This window comes from Pseudoalteromonas sp. S2755, from assembly GCF_005886535.1.
In the GTDB taxonomy this organism is placed as follows: Bacteria; Pseudomonadota; Gammaproteobacteria; order Enterobacterales; family Alteromonadaceae; genus Pseudoalteromonas.
Genome location: NZ_PNDS01000016.1, coordinates 1 through 18,754, shown reverse-complemented (window position 1 = coordinate 18,754; position 18,754 = coordinate 1). Strand labels below are relative to the sequence as shown.

15 protein-coding genes are annotated in these 18,754 nt (G+C 43.3%); 12 read left to right on the top strand and 3 right to left on the bottom strand.

The window, feature by feature from the left end; all coding sequences use genetic code 11:
* The first annotated feature begins 124 nt into the window (after positions 1 to 124).
* The 5 genes from CWC03_RS03370 (at position 125) to CWC03_RS03350 (ending at position 4,983) form a co-directional block, all read left to right on the top strand.
* On the top strand, positions 125 to 553 hold the full coding sequence (locus CWC03_RS03370) for a GNAT family N-acetyltransferase (RefSeq protein WP_138580577.1): 429 nt from the start codon (positions 125 to 127) through the stop codon (positions 551 to 553).
* Between the two features lie 106 nt (positions 554 to 659).
* Positions 660 to 2,513, top strand: a complete 1,854-nt coding sequence (locus CWC03_RS03365; protein ID WP_138580576.1) for a monovalent cation:proton antiporter-2 (CPA2) family protein — start codon at positions 660 to 662, stop codon at positions 2,511 to 2,513.
* A 25-nt stretch (positions 2,514 to 2,538) separates the two neighbouring features.
* Positions 2,539 to 3,438 (top strand): LysR family transcriptional regulator, encoded by a 900-nt coding sequence (locus CWC03_RS03360; RefSeq protein ID WP_138580591.1) that lies wholly within the window; start codon positions 2,539 to 2,541, stop codon positions 3,436 to 3,438.
* Positions 3,439 to 3,521: 83 nt separating this feature from the next.
* Complete coding sequence (locus tag CWC03_RS03355) at positions 3,522 to 4,211, top strand: pirin family protein (protein ID WP_138580575.1); 690 nt, start codon at positions 3,522 to 3,524, stop codon at positions 4,209 to 4,211.
* A gap of 34 nt (positions 4,212 to 4,245) precedes the next feature.
* Positions 4,246 to 4,983 carry a sulfite exporter TauE/SafE family protein gene (locus CWC03_RS03350; RefSeq protein ID WP_138580574.1) on the top strand — a complete coding sequence of 246 codons (738 nt, stop codon included), beginning with the start codon at positions 4,246 to 4,248 and terminating at the stop codon, positions 4,981 to 4,983.
* A gap of 61 nt (positions 4,984 to 5,044) precedes the next feature.
* On the opposite strand, the gene CWC03_RS03345 is transcribed toward CWC03_RS03350, so the two are convergent.
* The gene (locus CWC03_RS03345; protein ID WP_138580573.1) at positions 5,045 to 5,479 is read right to left on the bottom strand and encodes a hemerythrin domain-containing protein; all 435 of its coding nucleotides are present in this window, start codon (positions 5,477 to 5,479) and stop codon (positions 5,045 to 5,047) included.
* 16 nt (positions 5,480 to 5,495) lie between these two features.
* Positions 5,496 to 6,023, bottom strand: a complete 528-nt coding sequence (locus tag CWC03_RS03340; protein ID WP_138580572.1) for a hypothetical protein — start codon at positions 6,021 to 6,023, stop codon at positions 5,496 to 5,498.
* A gap of 537 nt (positions 6,024 to 6,560) precedes the next feature.
* Between CWC03_RS03340 and CWC03_RS03335 the strand changes: the two genes are divergently transcribed.
* From CWC03_RS03335 to CWC03_RS03305, 7 genes are all read left to right on the top strand, one after another.
* Positions 6,561 to 8,741, top strand: a complete 2,181-nt coding sequence (locus CWC03_RS03335; RefSeq protein ID WP_138580571.1) for a M4 family metallopeptidase — start codon at positions 6,561 to 6,563, stop codon at positions 8,739 to 8,741.
* A gap of 138 nt (positions 8,742 to 8,879) precedes the next feature.
* Positions 8,880 to 10,709, top strand: a complete 1,830-nt coding sequence (locus CWC03_RS03330; RefSeq protein ID WP_138580570.1) for a M28 family metallopeptidase — start codon at positions 8,880 to 8,882, stop codon at positions 10,707 to 10,709.
* Between the two features lie 140 nt (positions 10,710 to 10,849).
* The gene (locus CWC03_RS03325) at positions 10,850 to 12,571 is read left to right on the top strand and encodes a sensor histidine kinase (protein WP_138580569.1); all 1,722 of its coding nucleotides are present in this window, start codon (positions 10,850 to 10,852) and stop codon (positions 12,569 to 12,571) included.
* The gene (locus CWC03_RS03320) at positions 12,564 to 13,922 is read left to right on the top strand and encodes a sigma-54-dependent transcriptional regulator (RefSeq protein WP_138580568.1); all 1,359 of its coding nucleotides are present in this window, start codon (positions 12,564 to 12,566) and stop codon (positions 13,920 to 13,922) included. Before CWC03_RS03325 ends, CWC03_RS03320 begins: the two co-directional genes overlap by 8 nt.
* Before the next feature lie 161 nt (positions 13,923 to 14,083).
* Positions 14,084 to 15,034 carry a porin gene (locus tag CWC03_RS03315; RefSeq protein WP_138580567.1) on the top strand — a complete coding sequence of 317 codons (951 nt, stop codon included), beginning with the start codon at positions 14,084 to 14,086 and terminating at the stop codon, positions 15,032 to 15,034.
* A gap of 12 nt (positions 15,035 to 15,046) precedes the next feature.
* On the top strand, positions 15,047 to 16,495 hold the full coding sequence (locus CWC03_RS03310; protein WP_138580566.1) for an SLC13 family permease: 1,449 nt from the start codon (positions 15,047 to 15,049) through the stop codon (positions 16,493 to 16,495).
* A 144-nt stretch (positions 16,496 to 16,639) separates the two neighbouring features.
* Entirely contained in the window at positions 16,640 to 18,043 is a 1,404-nt protein-coding gene (locus CWC03_RS03305; protein ID WP_138580565.1) for an aldehyde dehydrogenase family protein, read from the top strand.
* 182 nt (positions 18,044 to 18,225) lie between these two features.
* Here the strand turns inward: CWC03_RS03305 and CWC03_RS03300 are convergent, their stop codons facing one another.
* Entirely contained in the window at positions 18,226 to 18,393 is a 168-nt protein-coding gene (locus tag CWC03_RS03300; RefSeq protein ID WP_128726662.1) for a DUF2986 domain-containing protein, read from the bottom strand.
* Positions 18,394 to 18,754: the final 361 nt, after the last annotated feature.

Below are 18,754 nucleotides of genomic sequence, written 5' to 3'. Positions count from 1 at the left end.
ACGCCGCTTTATTGACGGAAGGGTGACGCAATAATGAAAGATTTATGACTGTGAAAACTTCACTTTGCTTCTTGCTAAAAATCGCTTAATTTTTAGCTCTATTTTGCTGTTAACAGGGACAATAATGATAACCACTGATACTCCTCTTATTCTACGCCACCTTGATACTATCCATACACTGATCTCTAATGCTTATTGGGCAAAACAAATGCCTAAAGCATTGTTAGAAAAAGCCATTCAAAATAGCCTGAGTTTCATTTATTTGGATGACAAAGGCGAGTTTCAAGGCTTTTGTCGAGTGATAACCGACTATGCCACCTTTGCCTATCTTGCCGACGTGATAGTTGATGAAAGTGCTAGAGGTAAAGGGGTAGGCAAAGCGATTGTTCAAGCTGTGGTTGAACATCCAGAGCTACAAGGCCTGAGACGCTTTATGTTGGCGACTCTTGATGCGCATACTTTATATGAAAAATTTGGCTTTGTAGCGGTGCCAGATCCAAGTATTTTGATGCAGATCTGCCATCCCACTATATATTCGGATTTACAAGATTAATTTCAGGTTTTTTACTCATTTATATTTTGTTTTCTAGAACGAATACTGGATAAATTCATTTACCCTGAACATAATAAAGACGATAACAACAACAGGTGTTTTTATTATGTTACTGCTCGCGACTATCTATTTGGCTGCTGCGATATTTGCGGTGCCAATCGCTAAACGGCTAGGGCTTGGCTCTGTGCTTGGATATCTACTGGCAGGGATCTTAATTGGTCCTCATCTTCTTCATCTTGTGGGGGAGCAAACCGACGTCATGCACTTTGCCGAGTTTGGCGTGGTGATGATGCTATTCTTAGTTGGGCTAGAGTTGCAACCGAAAAGGCTTTGGACGATGCGTCGCTCTATAGTTGGTCTTGGTGGCTTACAAGTGGTTATAACAACGGCTGTACTCTATTTCGCGATTGATTTAGCGCTTGACTTTTTGTGGCAGCAATCATTAGCCATTGCATTAATGCTGGCACTGTCTTCTACCGCCATTGCACTGCAAAGCTTAAATGAAAAAGGCTTGATTAAACAATCTGGCGGTCAAAATGCGTTTTCGGTGTTGTTATTTCAAGATATAGCCGTGATCCCCATTCTCGCGATTATGCCGTTGTTAGCATTTAGTGATTTGGCTGTGAGTGATGGTCACGGAAATTTATTACACGCTTTTCCGACTTACCTTCAAGTGGCTATTTCTGTTTTTGTCATTTTAGCTATCATCGCTGCTGGGCATTATGTCGCTGCGCCGTTATTTAGATATATCGCCAGCACTCGAATGCGCGAATTATTTACCGTGGTGGCGCTATTTATCGTTATCGCAACCGCGTTATTGATGCAAAGTATCGGTTTATCTCCTGCGCTTGGGACATTTCTCGCGGGTGTCGTCCTCGCGGAAAGTGAATTTCGCCATGAATTAGAAGCCGATATCGAGCCGTTTAAAGGGCTGTTACTTGGGCTATTTTTCATCACAGTCGGCGCATCAATTGACTTTGCTTTATTAGCTGAAAAGTGGTCATTTATTTTGGCTTCAGTGCTGCTGTTAATGGGGTTAAAGGCAGTTATTTTATATTTGTTGGCAACGGCGCTTTCACTGCACCAGCGAGCGAAATGGTTATTTACCGCTGCTCTGTGTCAAGGCGGAGAGTTCGCGTTTGTACTACTTTCGGTTACTGGCAGTTTAGCAATCTTAACCCCAGATCAAGCCGCGTTAGTTACGCTGATTGTTGCGGTATCCATGCTCGGATCGCCCCTCATTTTTATTCTTTATGACAAAATCGTTGAACGTCAGGCCAATACTACTCATGAAGAAGATAGCTTAGAGACAATGGAAGCGACACAAAACGTCATAGTGATCGGCTATGGGCGTTTTGGTCAAGTGATAGGACGTTTGCTCCATGCGCAGGGCTATCATTTGTCGATTTTGGATCACAGTCCAAGTCAAATTGAGCTACTACGTCGCTTTGGCAATCAAGTGTTTTATGGCGATGGTGCACGATTAGATTTGCTTGAAGCCGCAGGGGCTCACGATGCGCAAATGCTGGTTGTGGCGATTGATGAACCAGATAAAACCCTCGAAATCGTCAGGTTGGCGCAACAACACTTCCCTCATTTAAAACTCGTGGTCCGTGCGACTGACCGTCGTCATGCCTACCAATTGATAAAGTTGGGTGTCACTGCATTTGAGCGAGAAACCTTTGCCTCTGCTGTGAAGTTGGGTGAACAGGCGCTCAAACTATTGGGTCATGGTGAAGAAGATGTTGCACGAGCGGGTCACCTCTTTACCAAACACGATGTTGAATCTATGCATATGCTCGCTGACGTGTGGGGAGATGATGAAAGCTACGGTATTGCGATTCGTCAGCGTATGGCAGACCTCAAACAAGTGCTTCAGGCGGACGAAAAAGCGCAAGAAGATCTTAATACTTGCCATGGTGAAAATTGTATAGACAAACCATCAGTTATTGAACGATAGCGTATAAATATTGGGTTAGATGAGTATGTTGAGAGTGACATTAGAGCAATGGCGCATGTTTAGAGCCGTTGTCGAATATGGTGGTTTTAATCAAGCTGCCAAAGAAGTACATAAAAGCCAGTCAAGTATCCACACTGCGGTTCATAAAATAGAGGAAGGCCTTGGTGTTAAGCTTTTTAGAGTCGAAGGGCGAAGGACCTTGTTAACCGAAGCGGGTGAAATGATGCTGCGCCGTGCCAATTATCTCTTGGAAGAAGCAGCAAAAGTGGAAGCGGTTGGACAAACGCTAGGCGAGGGAGTCGAGAGTCAACTGCGCATAGCGGTCGATGAAATTTTTCCACAGCAGGTGCTCTATAAAGTGCTAGAAAATACATCTGCACAATATCCCTTGCTGCGTGTCGAGTTAGTTGAGTCTGTATTAACGGGGGCATCTGAACTTTTGCAAAATACTGACGTAGACATCGCCATTTCTCCTGTGACTTTACAAGACGGGTTCAGTGAAGAGTTGTGCCAAATCGAGTTTATTGCAGTGGCAAATCCCAATCACGCATTACACCAATTTGGTCGCGCGCTTACATTCGAGGACTTAAAGTCCCATCGTCAAATCGTAGTAAGAGACTCTGCAATCTCGCGTAAAAAAGATGAAGGTTGGTTGGGGGCGCATCAACGTTGGACGGTGAGCCATATGACAACCTCGATAGATATGATAGCGCAAGGCTTAGGGTTTGCTTGGTTGCCCATTCCGGCTATCAAAACGCAACTAGACTCTGGCGTCTTGAAACCGCTACCACTATCACAACATAGTCAGCGTAAAGCACAGCTTCATCTCATTTTTAAAGATGGTGACAGGCTTGGGCCTGCCGCGCGCGCATTTATTGGTGAATTAAGATATCAGTGCATGCAGCTGGAAGGTTCTATTGAGTAGAATGATTGATGTTAAATTATCAAATTTTATTCGTTCCAAACAGGCAATAGACTGAGGTCATCAACATGCGTTTGGAGCGAAACATGCGATATATTCGAAAAGCACAAGATAGAGGTAAAGCAGATTTTGGTTGGTTGCAAAGCCAACATAGTTTCTCATTTGGTCGATATTATGATCCCGCCCACATGGGATTTGGTAATCTTAGGGTGATCAACGATGATACAGTACTTGGTGGTCATGGCTTTGATACTCATGGTCACCGAGATATGGAAATTATTTCCTATGTCATTGACGGTGAATTAGCACATCAAGATAGTATGGGTAATCAGTTTACTGTGGCGGCAGGTGAAGTTCAGAGAATGAGCGCAGGCAGTGGCATTCTTCATTCAGAATATAATGCTTCAAAGACAGCGCCGGCCCATTTTTTACAAATTTGGATAGAGCCAAAGCTGAAAGGCATAACGCCGAGTTATGAACAAATTCAAATTAAACAAAGTAGTGCACTTACGCCCATCGTTACGCCTACAGGCGCACAGGGCACTCTGAGTATCAATGCAGAAGCTGAAATACACCGCTTGCAGCTGCATCAAGGTCAACAGATTGAGCTGAATACGCACGCGCAAAAAGCCTATTTGCACATTGTTGGCGGCGAAGCGACGCTCGATGGTGAGGCATTTCAGCAAGGAGATGGTATCGGCCTGAATGCCGGTGACAACATGCAGGTTACTGCAGTAACAGATGTTGAAGCGCTGTGGTTTTTATTACTTAATTAATAAATTCAGCGCCTCAAACTAAAGGAATTGAAGAATGACAGAACCAATTCAACTTGCAGTAATTGCCCTTGTCGTTCTGCTAAGTGGTATTTCAAAGTCTGGTTTTGCAGGCGCATTAGGGGCGTTTTCGGTTCCAATTTTGATGATGGTGTTAAATCCTAGGGACGCCATTGCGTTGATGCTTCCGCTACTTATCGTGGCGGATGTTTTTAGCCTGAAGAGTTACTGGCGCTTATGGAACGTGACGGAACTAAAGCGGTTATTGCCAGGTACGCTAGTCGGGATAGCTTTAGCAACGCTTTTTCTTCAGGGCGTCAGTGAATTTTGGCTGACGGTTGTGGTTGCAGCGATGAGCATAATATTTGCGCTTAAAAGCTTACTGATTAAAAATACACCTGAAAGTGTTGAGCACTTAAAGTTACTGGCCGCGAGCACCTCTACCGCAGCTGGTATCTCCACCACCTTAATTCATGCTGGCGGCCCACCACTCATGGTGTATTTTAACGCTCGAAAATTGGAACCAACGGCTTATATCGCGACGGTTGCGGTACTATTTGCACTTATGAATGGGATTAAGTTGGCGACCTTCTCTGCAACTGGGTTGTTACAGTGGCAACATGTGCTGCTTGCTATTTGCTTTACACCTTTAGCGTTGCTCGGTAATAGACTCGGTGTGCACCTTGCGAAACGCTTACCTAAAAAGCAATTTTTGCTGGTGATGAACGGACTACTGCTCATACTTGGAGTGGTATTAATTGGTAAGTTGCTGTGATGGTATCGGTGACCAAAATCTAGCAAAGTAAATGCCCACAACATGTTGTGGGCATAGAAAGCTATAACTGCTCTTCCATCTCTTTTTGATACTCATCTGCAAGTTGCGATTTTTCACTTTTATCAAGTACCTTACCCGCACGCTGGAAAAATGCTTGCTCTTCGTCAGCCAAGTGATGCTCAACTTTGTCTTTGAGTTTTTTCAATTTAGTTAGCCAACTAGGATCGGAAAACTCCGTATTATCCAGTGCCTCAATTAACTCATCAATCTCATGATGCTCGGCGATACCGTGGCGAGAGTCTTCGATCGTCATGTCGCTTTCCATTAACGGGGCGTAAAAGTACCTTTCTTCTGCAATGGCATGCGCCTCTAACGCATCTTTCAATTCTTTATAGTACTTCTCGCGAACCTTTGAATCACCAGACGTGTCTGCCAACATGTTCAATAGGGCGCGTTGATGATCATGATCTTGCTTTATTGCATTAAAAATTTCCATGTAGGTTACCTCTTTTTTAGTTTAAAACGTCTGCTTTAGAGCTGTTTTTAAAAAACGATATGAGCTTGCTTCGATGCGCCTCATTATTTGTTTTAATGATAAGCAGCCACTTGCCCTCTGCGATTTTATTCATCACCGCCTGATTAAACGCATCTTTGTCCGGACGCAAAGAAATAAGGCCTGAAGCAAATAGCCCTAAAAATAAGCCGGGGCTTAATAAAGCGATAAACGTTAAGTAAGGATTAGCTTGTGTGAAAGCCGGTCCATAACTTACCAACAGCCCTGCGATGAGAAAGCCTAATATCACTCCCATACTGCCAAGGTACAGATGCCAATTAAGCATGTTTCTGGCAAGACTACTTTCGCTTTTAGGTTCGAGTTTTTTGTCTGCATCTTTGTCATATGGGTTGACCAGTTCTAGATGCTCATGTTGAACAAGGTGGCTGTTTAACAATTCATTTTGCAATTTTTCTGCGGCTGCTTTCCCTGTTAGAACGGCCCCAACTCTATGATCTGTGTAGGATAATATTTCAAAAGTATCCATTACTCCTCCTAATTTCGTTGCAGCTTGTAATTATTCAAACTGCAAGTGTTATACCGAGAAGAGGATATTTCTAATGTATTGAATTTTATTAATAATTTTAGGTTTTAGATATTGTGAGATTGAATAAATGAAGCACAAGGCAGAAAGAATTACCGAGTAGTTACTACATGTTTTGATACAACATAATGATTGTAAAGTTAGTTTAGGGAAGGAATTGGCATATTTACTCATATTGTATCAAAAAATTTACAAAAATGTATTTCGTTACCTAATTCAAGATATTAAGTGTGGGGCTACTTTTTGAACAAATGCATGAAAGCATTACATAAATATTTAAAGTAAATTAAATATTATTAAAATGTTAAATTTGGGGTTTATTTATTTGAATTGCTGCCTAGTCTAGTAAAGCATGGCAAGTGCTAATGGGCTTACCATGTCTTCTGCAGTTGAAGGAGAAAACAGTCACATTTCATCCAATGCTTCTTGTAAAGCGATGATGAAAAGGACAATAAAACAACAATACTAGGAGTGTAATTCGTGAAATTATCTACAGTAACGATGGCTACAGCATGTGCGATTGCGTTTACTTCGCTCAGTGCTCAGGCTGCGACAAAACAATATTTAAACCAGCAAGCTGACATTAATACTATGCTTAAATCGGCTTCTCAGACTGTGTTGAGTACACAGCCAGAAGTACTAATTGGCTTAGAAAATGCGAGCCAACTAAAAGAGCTTAAAAGCTTCAATAGTAAAAAAGGTGAAGTAACTAAGCGTTTCCAACAAATGTATCAAGGGTTACCAGTGATCGGCGACTCAGTCATTTTAACCTTTGACGATGCCGGTGCGCTTAAAAAGGCTCATGGTGCTGCGGTGTATAACATCGCGGCTGATATCGGTTCAGTAAAACCCAAGTTGAATGCCAAAATGGCACTGAATCAGTTTGAAAAGCAGTCGCTTAGTGTAGACAAAAAGCTTAAAAAACATAATGAAAAATCTCGCCTTGCGATCTGGCTTGATAGTAATTCAACGGCACGTTTAGTCTATGAAGTCACTTTTGTTACGTATGGTGATGAACCTAAACGACCATATTTGATCATTGATGCAAACACAGGCGAAGTGTTAGAAAGCTTCAACAATTTGCAGCATGCCAATGCGACAGGCCCTGGTGGTAACCAAAAGACGGGTCGTTACCAGTACGGTACTGATTATGGCCATCTAGATGTGGCGCAGTCAGGCAATACTTGTACCATGACTAATGCGAATGTTAAGACAATCAACTTAAATCACGGTAGCAGTGGTTCGACTGCACATAGCTTTACATGTCCAGAAAATACAGTTAAAGAAATTAACGGTGCATACTCACCGCTAAACGACGCTCATTATTTTGGCAATGTAGTATTTAATATGTACAACGATTGGCTAGGTACTGCGCCATTGTCGTTCCAGCTTAAAATGCGTGTGCATTATAGCAACAATTATGAAAATGCGTTCTGGGATGGCAGTGCGATGACATTTGGTGATGGTGCCAATACATTCTATCCGTTGGTAAGTCTTGATGTATCTGCCCACGAAGTAAGTCATGGTTTTACAGAGCAAAACTCAGGTTTAGTATACCGTTATAAGTCAGGTGGTTTGAACGAAGCGTTTTCTGATATGGCAGGTGAAGCTGCTGAATTTTATATGAAAGGAAGCAATGACTGGTTGGTTGGCCAAGACATCTTCAAAGGCAGTGGCGCATTACGTTACATGAATGATCCAACGCAAGATGGTCGCTCAATCGATCATCAGTCTAACTATACGTCTAGCATGGATGTTCACTACACCTCTGGGGTGTTCAATAAAGCCTTTTACAATCTCGCAACTACGGCGGGTTGGGATACTAAAAAAGCCTTTATCGTAATGGCAAAGGCTAACCAAATGTATTGGACCGCGAATACTGACTGGGACTTAGCTGGTAACGGCGTGATGGATGCGGCATGTGACTTAGGTTATGAGCCAGGTGACGTACAAGCTGCGTTAGCTGCGGTTGGCGTTAACTCTAACTTAAGCACAGGTAGTAGCTGTGACACTAACCCACCTCCTCCAGGTGGCGATGAAGAGTTAATAAACGGTCAGCCTCGTACTGGGATCAGTGGCGCGGCAAAAGAGCAAATATTTTTTACCCTTGATGTGCCAGCTGATGCGACTAGCCTAAACTTCACCACTTCTGGTGGTAGTGGTGACGCGGACCTTTATGTGAAATTTGGTTCTCGTCCGACGCTTAACACCTATGACTGTAATAGCACAACGTCTACAAGCAACGAAAGCTGCGACATTAGTAACATTCAAGCTGGCAAGTACTACGTGATGGTCGAAGCGTGGAATCAGATTTCGGGCGTAACGTTAACTGGTACATATAGCTCAACGGGTGGAACTCAACCAATTGACCGCACAGAGTCAAATATCAGCGTGGCGTCTGGCGGTTGGACACGTTTCACGCAAGATCTAAATGCTAGCTACGGCAACCTTGAAGTGAGCATTTCAGGTGGTTCTGGTGATGCGGATCTATACGTAAACTATGGTTCTCAATCAACAACGTCGAGCTATCAGTGTCGCCCTTATAAAAACGGTAACAACGAGACTTGTACGATTGCAAACCCACAACAAGGTACTTGGTATATTGATTTACGTGGCTATAGCGCAGCAAGCGGTGTAACACTGAATATCAAAGCGAACTAAGTAACAGTTTATAGGGAGCGCAAGCTCCCTTGTTGTTAGGGCCTAAATAAAATCAGAAATTTACCTCATTTGAATAATCCTTTTATTTTGCTCAGCGCTTAAATCATGTTGTTATTCAAATGGGTTGAGGATACAACAATGAAATTAACTACATCTATGCTACTGAGCATTGCCTGTTTGAGTGGCTTTTCTGAAGCGTCTGAAGAGGTTTGGGTGACGATGGATGCGAAGTCTAGTCAGCATTTCCAAGTTCATAATTCTATTCGTGGTACTCACTTCGAGCAGTTTTCTTTACCAAACAGTGAAGTCAAAGCGCTAAAAGTACCTGCAAACTTACATTCACACCTGAGTGCATTTATGCATGACGAATATCACCGCTGTGGTGGCTTTGTCGCCCATGACTCCTTAGAGCAGGCGCAAAATTATCTTGCACAGTTAGAAAGCATAAACCCAAGTGCAACGCTAGTTAACTACAGCATTGATAACCCCACACGGGTTAACAGCTTAATCTCAAAAGTCAGTACGGTGAACTTAGACAGCAGTGTCAACTCGCTAACCAGTTTTTATAACCGCTATTACACCTCACAAACAGGTATTGATGCCGCTGCATGGGTCAAGCAAACATGGAGCGACATTGCAGCAAGTCGCTCAGATATTAGTGTTGAATATTTTAGCCATTCTTGGGCTCAGCCTTCAGTGATTGTCACCATTCCGGGCAGCGAACTGAGTGATGAAATCGTTATTATCGGCGGGCATCTTGATTCAATTAACCAATCTAACTCAAGTGGGCTTGCGCCGGGGGCGGATGATAATGCCTCTGGGATAGCTGTGCTTACCGAAGCGCTAAGCGCTATTGTTGAAGATGGGTATCAGCCTCAGCGGACAATCCAAATCATGGGTTTTGCGGCAGAAGAAGTTGGGCTTCGAGGTTCTAAAGCTATCGCGCAGTCGTACAGTTCTCAGGGAAAAAACGTAGTCGGTATGACACAATTTGATATGACTGGCCGCAATGGCAGTAGTGCGGATATTGTGATGATGACAGACTATACAAACAGTGCACAGAACCAGTTCTTAGGCCAATTAATTGAAACTTATTTGCCAAACCTAAGCTATGCCTATGACCAATGCGGCTATGGTTGCTCCGATCATGCATCTTGGTATCAGCAAGGGTTCCCAGCTTCTATGCCATTTGAATCAAGAATGTCTGAGATCAATAGAAAAATTCATACCACCAACGATACTGAATTTGATTCAACACATGCACAAAAATTTGCAAAACTCGCGCTGGCTTTTGTTGCTGAGCTTGGTAAGAATGCAGGTGATACACCTCCGCCACCGCCAAACAATGAGCTTGAAAATGGCGTGGCTAAAACGGGGATTTCTGGCGCTTCTAAAAGCCAACAGTTTTTCACCATGGAAGTCCCACAAGGTGCAACTAATTTAACTTTTACCACGTCAGGTGGTAATGGTGATGCGGATCTCTACGTTCGCTATGGCTCCAAACCTACTTTGGATACTCATGACTGCAAGAGCACTAACTCCTCTAGTAACGAGCAATGCAATATTTCCGCTGTGCAAACTGGCACGTATTACGTGATGGTTGAGGCATGGAATGCGATTTCGGGAGTTAGTTTGGTAGGGCAGTACGATACCTCGAGTGGCAATACGCCTATTGATGAAACCATTAGTAGTATTTCTATTGCCAGCGGAGAGTGGCAGTATTTTAGTCAAGTACTTGCCGCGGGATACCAAACCCTGACAATTACGACGTCGGGAGGCACGGGAGATGCGGATCTTTATGTTAATTTTGGCACGCAACCTAATACCAACACCTACCAATGTCGGCCATACAAAAATGGCAATAATGAGGTATGTACAATTTCCAATCCTCAGGCAGGCACTTGGCATATCGGCCTGCAAGGTTACCAAGCAGCGAGCAATGTAACATTAAATATTAGCGCGAATTAATACGCGTTTAAAGTCAAGACCAGAGATAAAACCTTGTTTATCTCTGGTCTTAGCGCTTAGTGATACATTGATTTAAAGAGATTTGATTTAATTGATATTCTGCTTCTGATAGACTCAATGAGTTCAATTAGGAGTTGCGTGTGTCACATAAGTTCTCAGTTAAGATATTAATTTATCTTTTATTATTATTTTGTGGGCTGTGGGCAAGCTACTTGTTCAATGTGGCACAGGATGAAGAAAATGTCCTTGCTCAGACTAAAACCAATCTAGAAAAACTCAATAGCTATATCCAGACCGAATTTACTCGTTATCAAGCTATCCAAACGCAATTGAGCCTAAGCACGTTGGTGCAATCAGGCTTACAGCGAGCAAGCGCTATAAACTCCAATGAACTGGACAGATACCTACAGGACATTCAAATATCCAGTGGTGCGTCAGATGTTTACTTGCTAGACCTCAGTGGAACTGTGATTGCGAGCAGCAACTGGTATTTGCCGCATAGCTATAAAGGCAGTAACTTTGCTTTTCGCCCCTATTTTTACGAAACAATCGAGGGCAATGAGCATGTCTCTTTTGCACTCGGTTTACGTTCTAAAACCCGTGGCTTCTATTTTGCTAAATCGGTCTACAAAGGCGGATCGCTTGTGGGTGTGGTGGTGATGAAAGTTAACGCCAGTAAATTTGAATCAGATAAAGCCCAGCTTGATACGGGAACTGATAGCCATTTCTTAATTGTGGATGACAATCATATTGTACTGGCATCTGATGTTGAGCAGTGGCGGTTAGCCTCGTTAGGGGAATTGTCCCCTACAAAGCGCAAAGAAATTGAATCCTCAAGGCAGTTTGAAAACGAATCTCTGTTTTCGATTGATTGGCGCGTACTTTCACCAACCAGAGTGAAAACGTCACCTCATGGCAGCGACGCGCTGATGCAAAAGAGGCCGCTTAACAAGCAATACACACTTTATCTGCTACATGAAGTTGCGCCTATCAAAGCGGCACAGTGGCCGCGGCTTGGGGTAACCGCACTGGTATTGATCTTACTCTTTGTTGTTGTCGAGTACACGTTGAGCAAACTGACTGGATACCGACAACTACTTTTCAGCCAGCGGAGTCTAGAGGCTGAGGTTGCCAGCCGCAAGCAAGCGCTCGAGCAGGCCCAAGATGCACTGATTCGCGCTGCTAAGTTGGCAACCATAGGGCAGCTAAGCGCCAGTATTAACCATGAAATCAATCAACCACTTAGTGCCATGAGTGCCTATGTTGCCAGCGCTAAACGGTTGGCTCAAAAGGGAGATGTGAGTAAAGTAGTCGAAAACATGGTACTGATCCAATCTTTAATCACTCGGGTGCATAAAATCGTGGCGCAGCTAAAGTCTTTTAGCCAGCATCATGATAATAAAATGCTGGTGGCCAACCTTAAACACTCAGTAGATAACGCCTTGGTTATAGTTGGACCTGAACTCAAACGCTACGGTGTAGCAATTCAAAGTGAGGGGCTTGCGTGCGATATCTGGGTTGACCCATTTAAGTTTGAGCAAGTTTTGGTGAATATTTTGAGTAACGCGTGCCAAGCCATTGTTGAGCAAGATAACAAGTGTATTTATATTCGAGCTGTGGAGCATGAAGGCAAGATCCAGTTGTCTATTATTGACTCAGGCGAAGGGATTAAGCAGCATGCATTATCCAACATATTTGAACCGTTCTACACCACTAAATCAGGTAATGGCTTGGGCTTAGGGCTATCCATTTCAAAGCAGATCATTGAGTCATTTCATGGCAAACTCAGTGCCCATAATCATCCGCAAGGTGGTGCCGAGTTTTTAATTAGTTTACACACAAAGAATCCGCAACATGATTGAAGAGAAAACACTGTTAATCATCGATGATGAACAAAGTATACGAGATGCACTAAAACAACTATTCGAAATAGAAGGGTACTCAGTGCAATGTTTCTCCAGTGCAGCGCCTGCACTAAAAAAACTTTCTCGCCAGTTTCAAGGCGTTGTGCTTTGTGACATCAACATGCCCGAGATCAATGGTATTCAATTTTTAGAGCAGGTAATGCAGTTTGATTCTGAGTTACCTGTGGTATTTCTGACCGGCTTTGCGGATGTTGAAGTGGCGGTAAAAGCCATTCAAAAAGGGGCTTACGACTTTTTTGAAAAGCCTGTGTCAGAGCCGCTACTTGATTGCATAGAAAGGGCGCTTGATAAACGCCGGTTGGTGATGGAAAACCGAGAACTCAAAGCGCAGGTCAAGAAAAAGTCCGCGCCGGGCGTGCGGATCTTAGGTGAGACAAAACAAATGCAGCAAATGTTACATTTGCTTGATGCCGTAATTGATACCCCAGCTGACGTACTGATTGAAGGTGAGACCGGTACGGGAAAGGAGTTGGTGGCGCGATACTTACATGACCATAGCGAGCGATCAAATCATAACTTCGTCGCTATCAATTGCGGTGCCATTCCAGAAGAGTTAATTGAAAGTGAATTATTTGGTGCCAAAAGTGGTGCATTTACGGGGGCCAAAGAGTCTCGCGAGGGGAAGTTTTCTTTTGCCCAAGGCGGCACGGTTTTTTTGGATGAAATCGAAGCCATGTCTGCGGCTTTACAAGTGAAGCTGCTGCGCGTTTTAGAAGAAAGAAGTGTGACGCCTGTTGGCAGCAACACAGCGATAGCACTGGACATCAGGGTGGTTGCAGCGACAAAAGTGGATTTACAAACCTTAGTCGCGCAAGGTAAATTCCGCTCGGATTTATTTTATCGTCTTAACCTCGTCAAAGTAATGATCCCATCACTTCGTTCCAGAAAAGCTGATATTCCGCTTCTATATAAACACTTTAGCTCCATTGCCGCTACTCGCTTTCATAAACCTATGCAGCCAATTAGCCCTGAATTAGAGGCGCAGCTACTGGCGCAAGACTGGCCTGGAAACGTGCGAGAGCTGAGAAACCACGCCGAGCGCCACATTTTACTCGGTGGTGCGATGACTGCGAATAACAACATCCAAAGCAATTTGTCTGATGAAACGTTGAGTTTGGCTGAGAAGGTAAGCTACTACGAGCAATCGTTAATTGAAGAAGCGCTGGCGCAAAGCCAAGGCAGTATTAAAGATGCGATGAATTTGCTAAAAGTGCCGAGAAAAACCTTGTACGACAAGATGAGCAAGTATGGATTAAATCGCACTATGTTCACCAATGATGATGGGTGAGTTTAGTGACACTATATAGATTTAAGTGTGTGGAAAGCCGCACACTTTAGCTGGTGTTAATCTTTTGTTTTAATTTATATATCTGATTTATATAAAAAAATAAACTCTGGTCTCAGAATTGCGTTGTCTTTAGCGATAATAATCAAAAAATGAGACAAGTTATGACAGCAAGTAAATCTTTAGTGGCGGTGGCAGTTGCCAGTGCAACGTTATCAGCCTCTGCGCTAGCCGCAGACTACAGCATTTATGGTAAAGCAGAAGTTCAAATTGCCAACACCGACAAAGGGGTGATGCGCTATACCAAAGAGGGCACACAAATTGACGCGCCATTTTCAAGAATTGGTGTAAAAGGTACTCACGGCTTATCAAGCGATCTAAAACTCGTCTACAAATATGAAGTACAAGTTAAAGGTTTTGAACACGACGATACCACCGAGCCATTTTCAGCAAGGAATACCTATGTTGGCCTTGAAGGTAAATTTGGTACAGTTTTAGTGGGCAGGAACGACACGCGTTTTAAGTTCAGTGAAGGTAAAATCGATCAATTCAACGAAACCCAAAGTGATATTGCCCAAGTGCTAGCAGGCCAAGACAGAGTTGGTGATTCAATTACCTATTCTTCACCTAAATGGAACGACTTTTCTTTTTCTCTGACCTACACACCTAAAGACGACGCGAGCAACGATGAAACCGGATTTGCAGCAACCGCAATTTATGGTGACCGAGCATTAAAAAGTAAAGATTACTATGTTGCCTTAAGCCATACAGACAGTATTGGTAATTTAGTTGCTACACGTATCGCAGTGGCTTATAAGTGGCAAAAGCTACAACTTGGAGCCATTATCCAAGACAGCGAAAATCTAGCGAAAGACAAATCAGGAAATGGTTATGTACTAAGTGCAAGTTATCAACTCGACGATAATTGGCGTCCGAAACTACAGTTTGCCAAGGACTCAAGCGGATTACGTCACAGCGAAGATGCAACTCAGTGGACGCTAGGTACAGACTATATTTTTGATAAACAAACTAACTTATATGTGATGGCAACGCAGCTCGATCTTGAAACGCAAGACGATACTAGCATCGCAGTTGGCTTAAAATACAAGTTTTAAAGGCTCAAGATAATGACAGAAGAGAATAAAAAAACGATAAAAACGCAGCTGTTTCTGTGGCTTGGTCCCTTGGTAATGTTACTGATCTGTTTGGTTGAACCACCATCTGGCATGTCGGTTGAGGCATGGAGAACCGCCGGCTTAGCGTTTTGGCTAGCCTCTTGGTGGATAACTGAAGCAGTGCCTATTCCGGCAGCCTCTTTATTACCCTTGGTTATTTCGCCTTTGGTCGGCATTGCTTCTATTAAAGCGGTCGCCGCGCCGTTTGCGCACCCTTTGATTTATCTATTCCTTGGTGGGTTTTTGCTCTCGATTGCCATGGAAAGGTGGGGGCTGCATAAACGTATCGCGCTGAATACGATGTTGTTCGCAGGCACTAAACCGAGCATACAGATCTTGGCGATGATGGGCGTGACAGCATTTTTATCTATGTGGATGTCGAATACGGCAACGGCGGTCATGATGTTACCGATTGCGCTCTCGGTTATTCACTTGGTGAAAGAGCAAGGGGGAGATAGCCAGAGCTTTGCTAAAGCGCTATTACTTTCTATCGCTTATGGTGCAAGCATTGGCGGCATTGCAACCTTAATCGGTACGCCGCCAAATGCGTTAATGGCTGCGTATTTATCAGACAGTTATCAAATTGAGATTGGTTTTGCCACTTGGATGATGATTGGTGTGCCTCTGTCTTTGGTGATGCTGGCATTTGCTTGGTTCTGGTTGACCAAAGTGACTTACAAGGTCGATAAAGAAGAAATTAATGTTGATACCAAGTCGTTATTTACGTCCCAATTAACAGCACTCGGTGAAATGTCTCGTGCGGAGAAAGGGGTTTTTGCGGTATTTATTTTAGCGGCAGTGTGTTGGATCTTTAGACCGCTAATTGGTGATGTTACGGGTCTTAAATTGTCAGATACTGGCATTGCAATTGCGGCTGCACTGTTACTCTTTGTTCTTCCAGCCAAGTCGGGAAGTGACGAACGTATTTTAGATTGGGAAAGCGCAGCTAAGGTACCTTGGGGTATCTTGCTATTATTTGGCGGTGGTTTATCACTGGCGGCGCAAATCAAATCGTCAGGACTTGCCGATTACATCGCTAACTTACTCGCGGGCGCGGATGCCATGGGCTTGGTACTTGGTGTGCTAGTTGTTGCTGCGCTTATTACGTTCTTAACGGAAATTACCAGTAATACCGCAACGGCAGCAGGATTTTTACCTTTACTTGGTCCAGTCGCTGAATCAATCACAGGTTCACCTTTAGCTTGGGTTATCCCAGCTGCAATCGCGGCCAGTTGTGCCTTTATGATGCCCGTTGCAACACCACCAAATGCCATCGTATTTGGCTCGGGTGAGATTAAAATTAAAGACATGATAAGAGCTGGATTTGTTTTAAACTTAGTCGCGATAGGGCTAATTACAATTGTTACCTTGACTTTGGCAAGGAGCATACTAGGGTTTTAAAGTTGCCATTCTCCACAGGCTGTGTCCATCGAAGGGCAACTCGGTCATACGCAGCCTGTCTCTATAGTAATACCTAGTTTTTTGAAGATAGACCCGTTGTTTTTTCCTTGCTATATTCGAATTAGACATTAGCAGGACCTGATAATGATTGAAGATAATACCAGCACCCTAATCGCCACATTTACCCAGTTAAAAAGTCGCTTTAACCAAGACCCTTACCCTGCGCCAGACAAGCGTTTGCGTCTTTTAGCTGAAATAAAAACACGTATGTTGCAGCGGCAAGAGCAATTAGTCGAGGCGGCAGATCAGGATTTTGGTACTCGGAGTCGATTCGATACCGTGATTGCAGATATCATGCCTTGCATCAATTCGATTGATTATATCGCGAAGCACCTGCGCAAATGGAGCAAAGTGCAGCATCGTTCACCCGGTGCGCAGTGGCTACCATCTAAGGCAAAAATTGAGATTGTGCCAAAAGGAGTCGTGGGCGTGATAGCCCCGTGGAATTATCCAATTCAGTTGGCGATTGTTCCCGTGATTACCGCCCTCGCTGCTGGAAACAAAGTCATGCTTAAGTTAAGCGAATTCACTCCTAAGGTGAATGCGGTGATAAGAGCCATCTTTAAAGGATTGGACAATGAAGTGTGCGTCATTGAAGGCGGGCCTGATATTGCATCAACGTTTACTGAGCAGCCATTCGATCACTTGCTATTTACAGGCTCAACGCCAGTTGGCAAAAAGGTGATGGCGGCTGCGGCTAAAAATCTCACGCCGGTCACCTTAGAGTTAGGGGGGAAATCACCGGTTATAGTGCTTGATGACGCTGATATCAGCGGCGCTGCGATGAGCGTGTTAATGGGTAAGCTCTCAAATTCAGGTCAAATCTGTGTTGCACCAGATTATGTATTAGTGCACGAAGAAAAATATGACGTATTTATTACTGAGCTAAAACAGCACTACGAAAAAACATATAAATCGAAAGTAGGTGTAAAAAACCAAACTTCAATTATTAACAACAGACAATTTCAGCGCTTAAATGACATTATTACTGATGCCAGAAGTAAAGGCGCGAATGTGTGGCAAGCTGAGACCGCACGCGACAATCGTCAGCTCCCTCTGCATATCATTACTCAGGTCAACAGAAGTATGAGGGTGATGCAAGAGGAGCTATTCGGAACGATTTTGCCCATTCTAAAAATATCCAACTTAAATGATGCAATGAGCCACATTAGAGACGACACCACACCACTTGCGAGCTATTTGTTTACGCAATCTCAGGGCGCCATAAATAAAGTGTCAAAGGAGCTCGCAACGGGTACTTTAGCTATCAACGAAACCATAGTGCAGGTGGCAGTTGAGTCTTTACCCTTTGGTGGCCTAGGTCACTCTGGTATGGGTCAATATCATGGCGAAGAAGGCTTTTATACCTTTAGCCATAAAAAGCCTATACTCCAGTCTAATAACACCAAATGGCGCAACAAGATGCTGCTTAGCCATTCAAAGCTACTTACAAAGCCATTAGAGTGGCTCTTTTTGAGGAAAAAGTAGTATCGAGCTATTTAGATGCTGCTATATTCTTGCTTTAGTTAGGTTTAAAGCTAACATGGCTCTAAAGTTAGGTTCGTGATTAGCTGCACCCCTTGAACTTCCTGTGTACAACTAATTTACAGATTTAAAAAGAAAACTTTTAATGAGGAATTGTAGGCTGAGCTGACACAAAACTGGGGCTATTAATGCTCGTTGTCTTCGCTATCTAATTTCTCACTTTCTTGCTGGGCTGCGATTTTCTCACGCTCTGCTTTTGAGATGTAGCGCGGTTTGTTGCTTTTGTGGAGCTTAGCATTAGCACGCTTGTCTTTTTTCTTTAGGGTTTCGTAAATTTTCTTTTTGCGGTTCATTTTCAAAGACCATTATGAATGAAGTGCTAGTTTACCTTAGTGTTAGCAGGTTCAACAATGATAAAAAGATAAGCTAATATCGACGGAAATAAAAAATGGAATATACGTTAGTGAAAACCGCGACCTATAAAGGGTTAATCAAGGAGGTTAATGAACTAATAAAACAAGGCTGGATCTCTCAAGGAGGAGTCATGGAAGATCAAAATGGTAGATGTCTACAGGCAATGATTAATACCAATTGAATTAATTCTCTAATCAATTTGAAGGGTGAAATAGCATAAAGGCCTCTTATGAGGCCTTAGTTACTCCAGTCGTTTGTTAAAATAAACTTACGCTAGTTTGTAAGAGTTGATGCGACCAT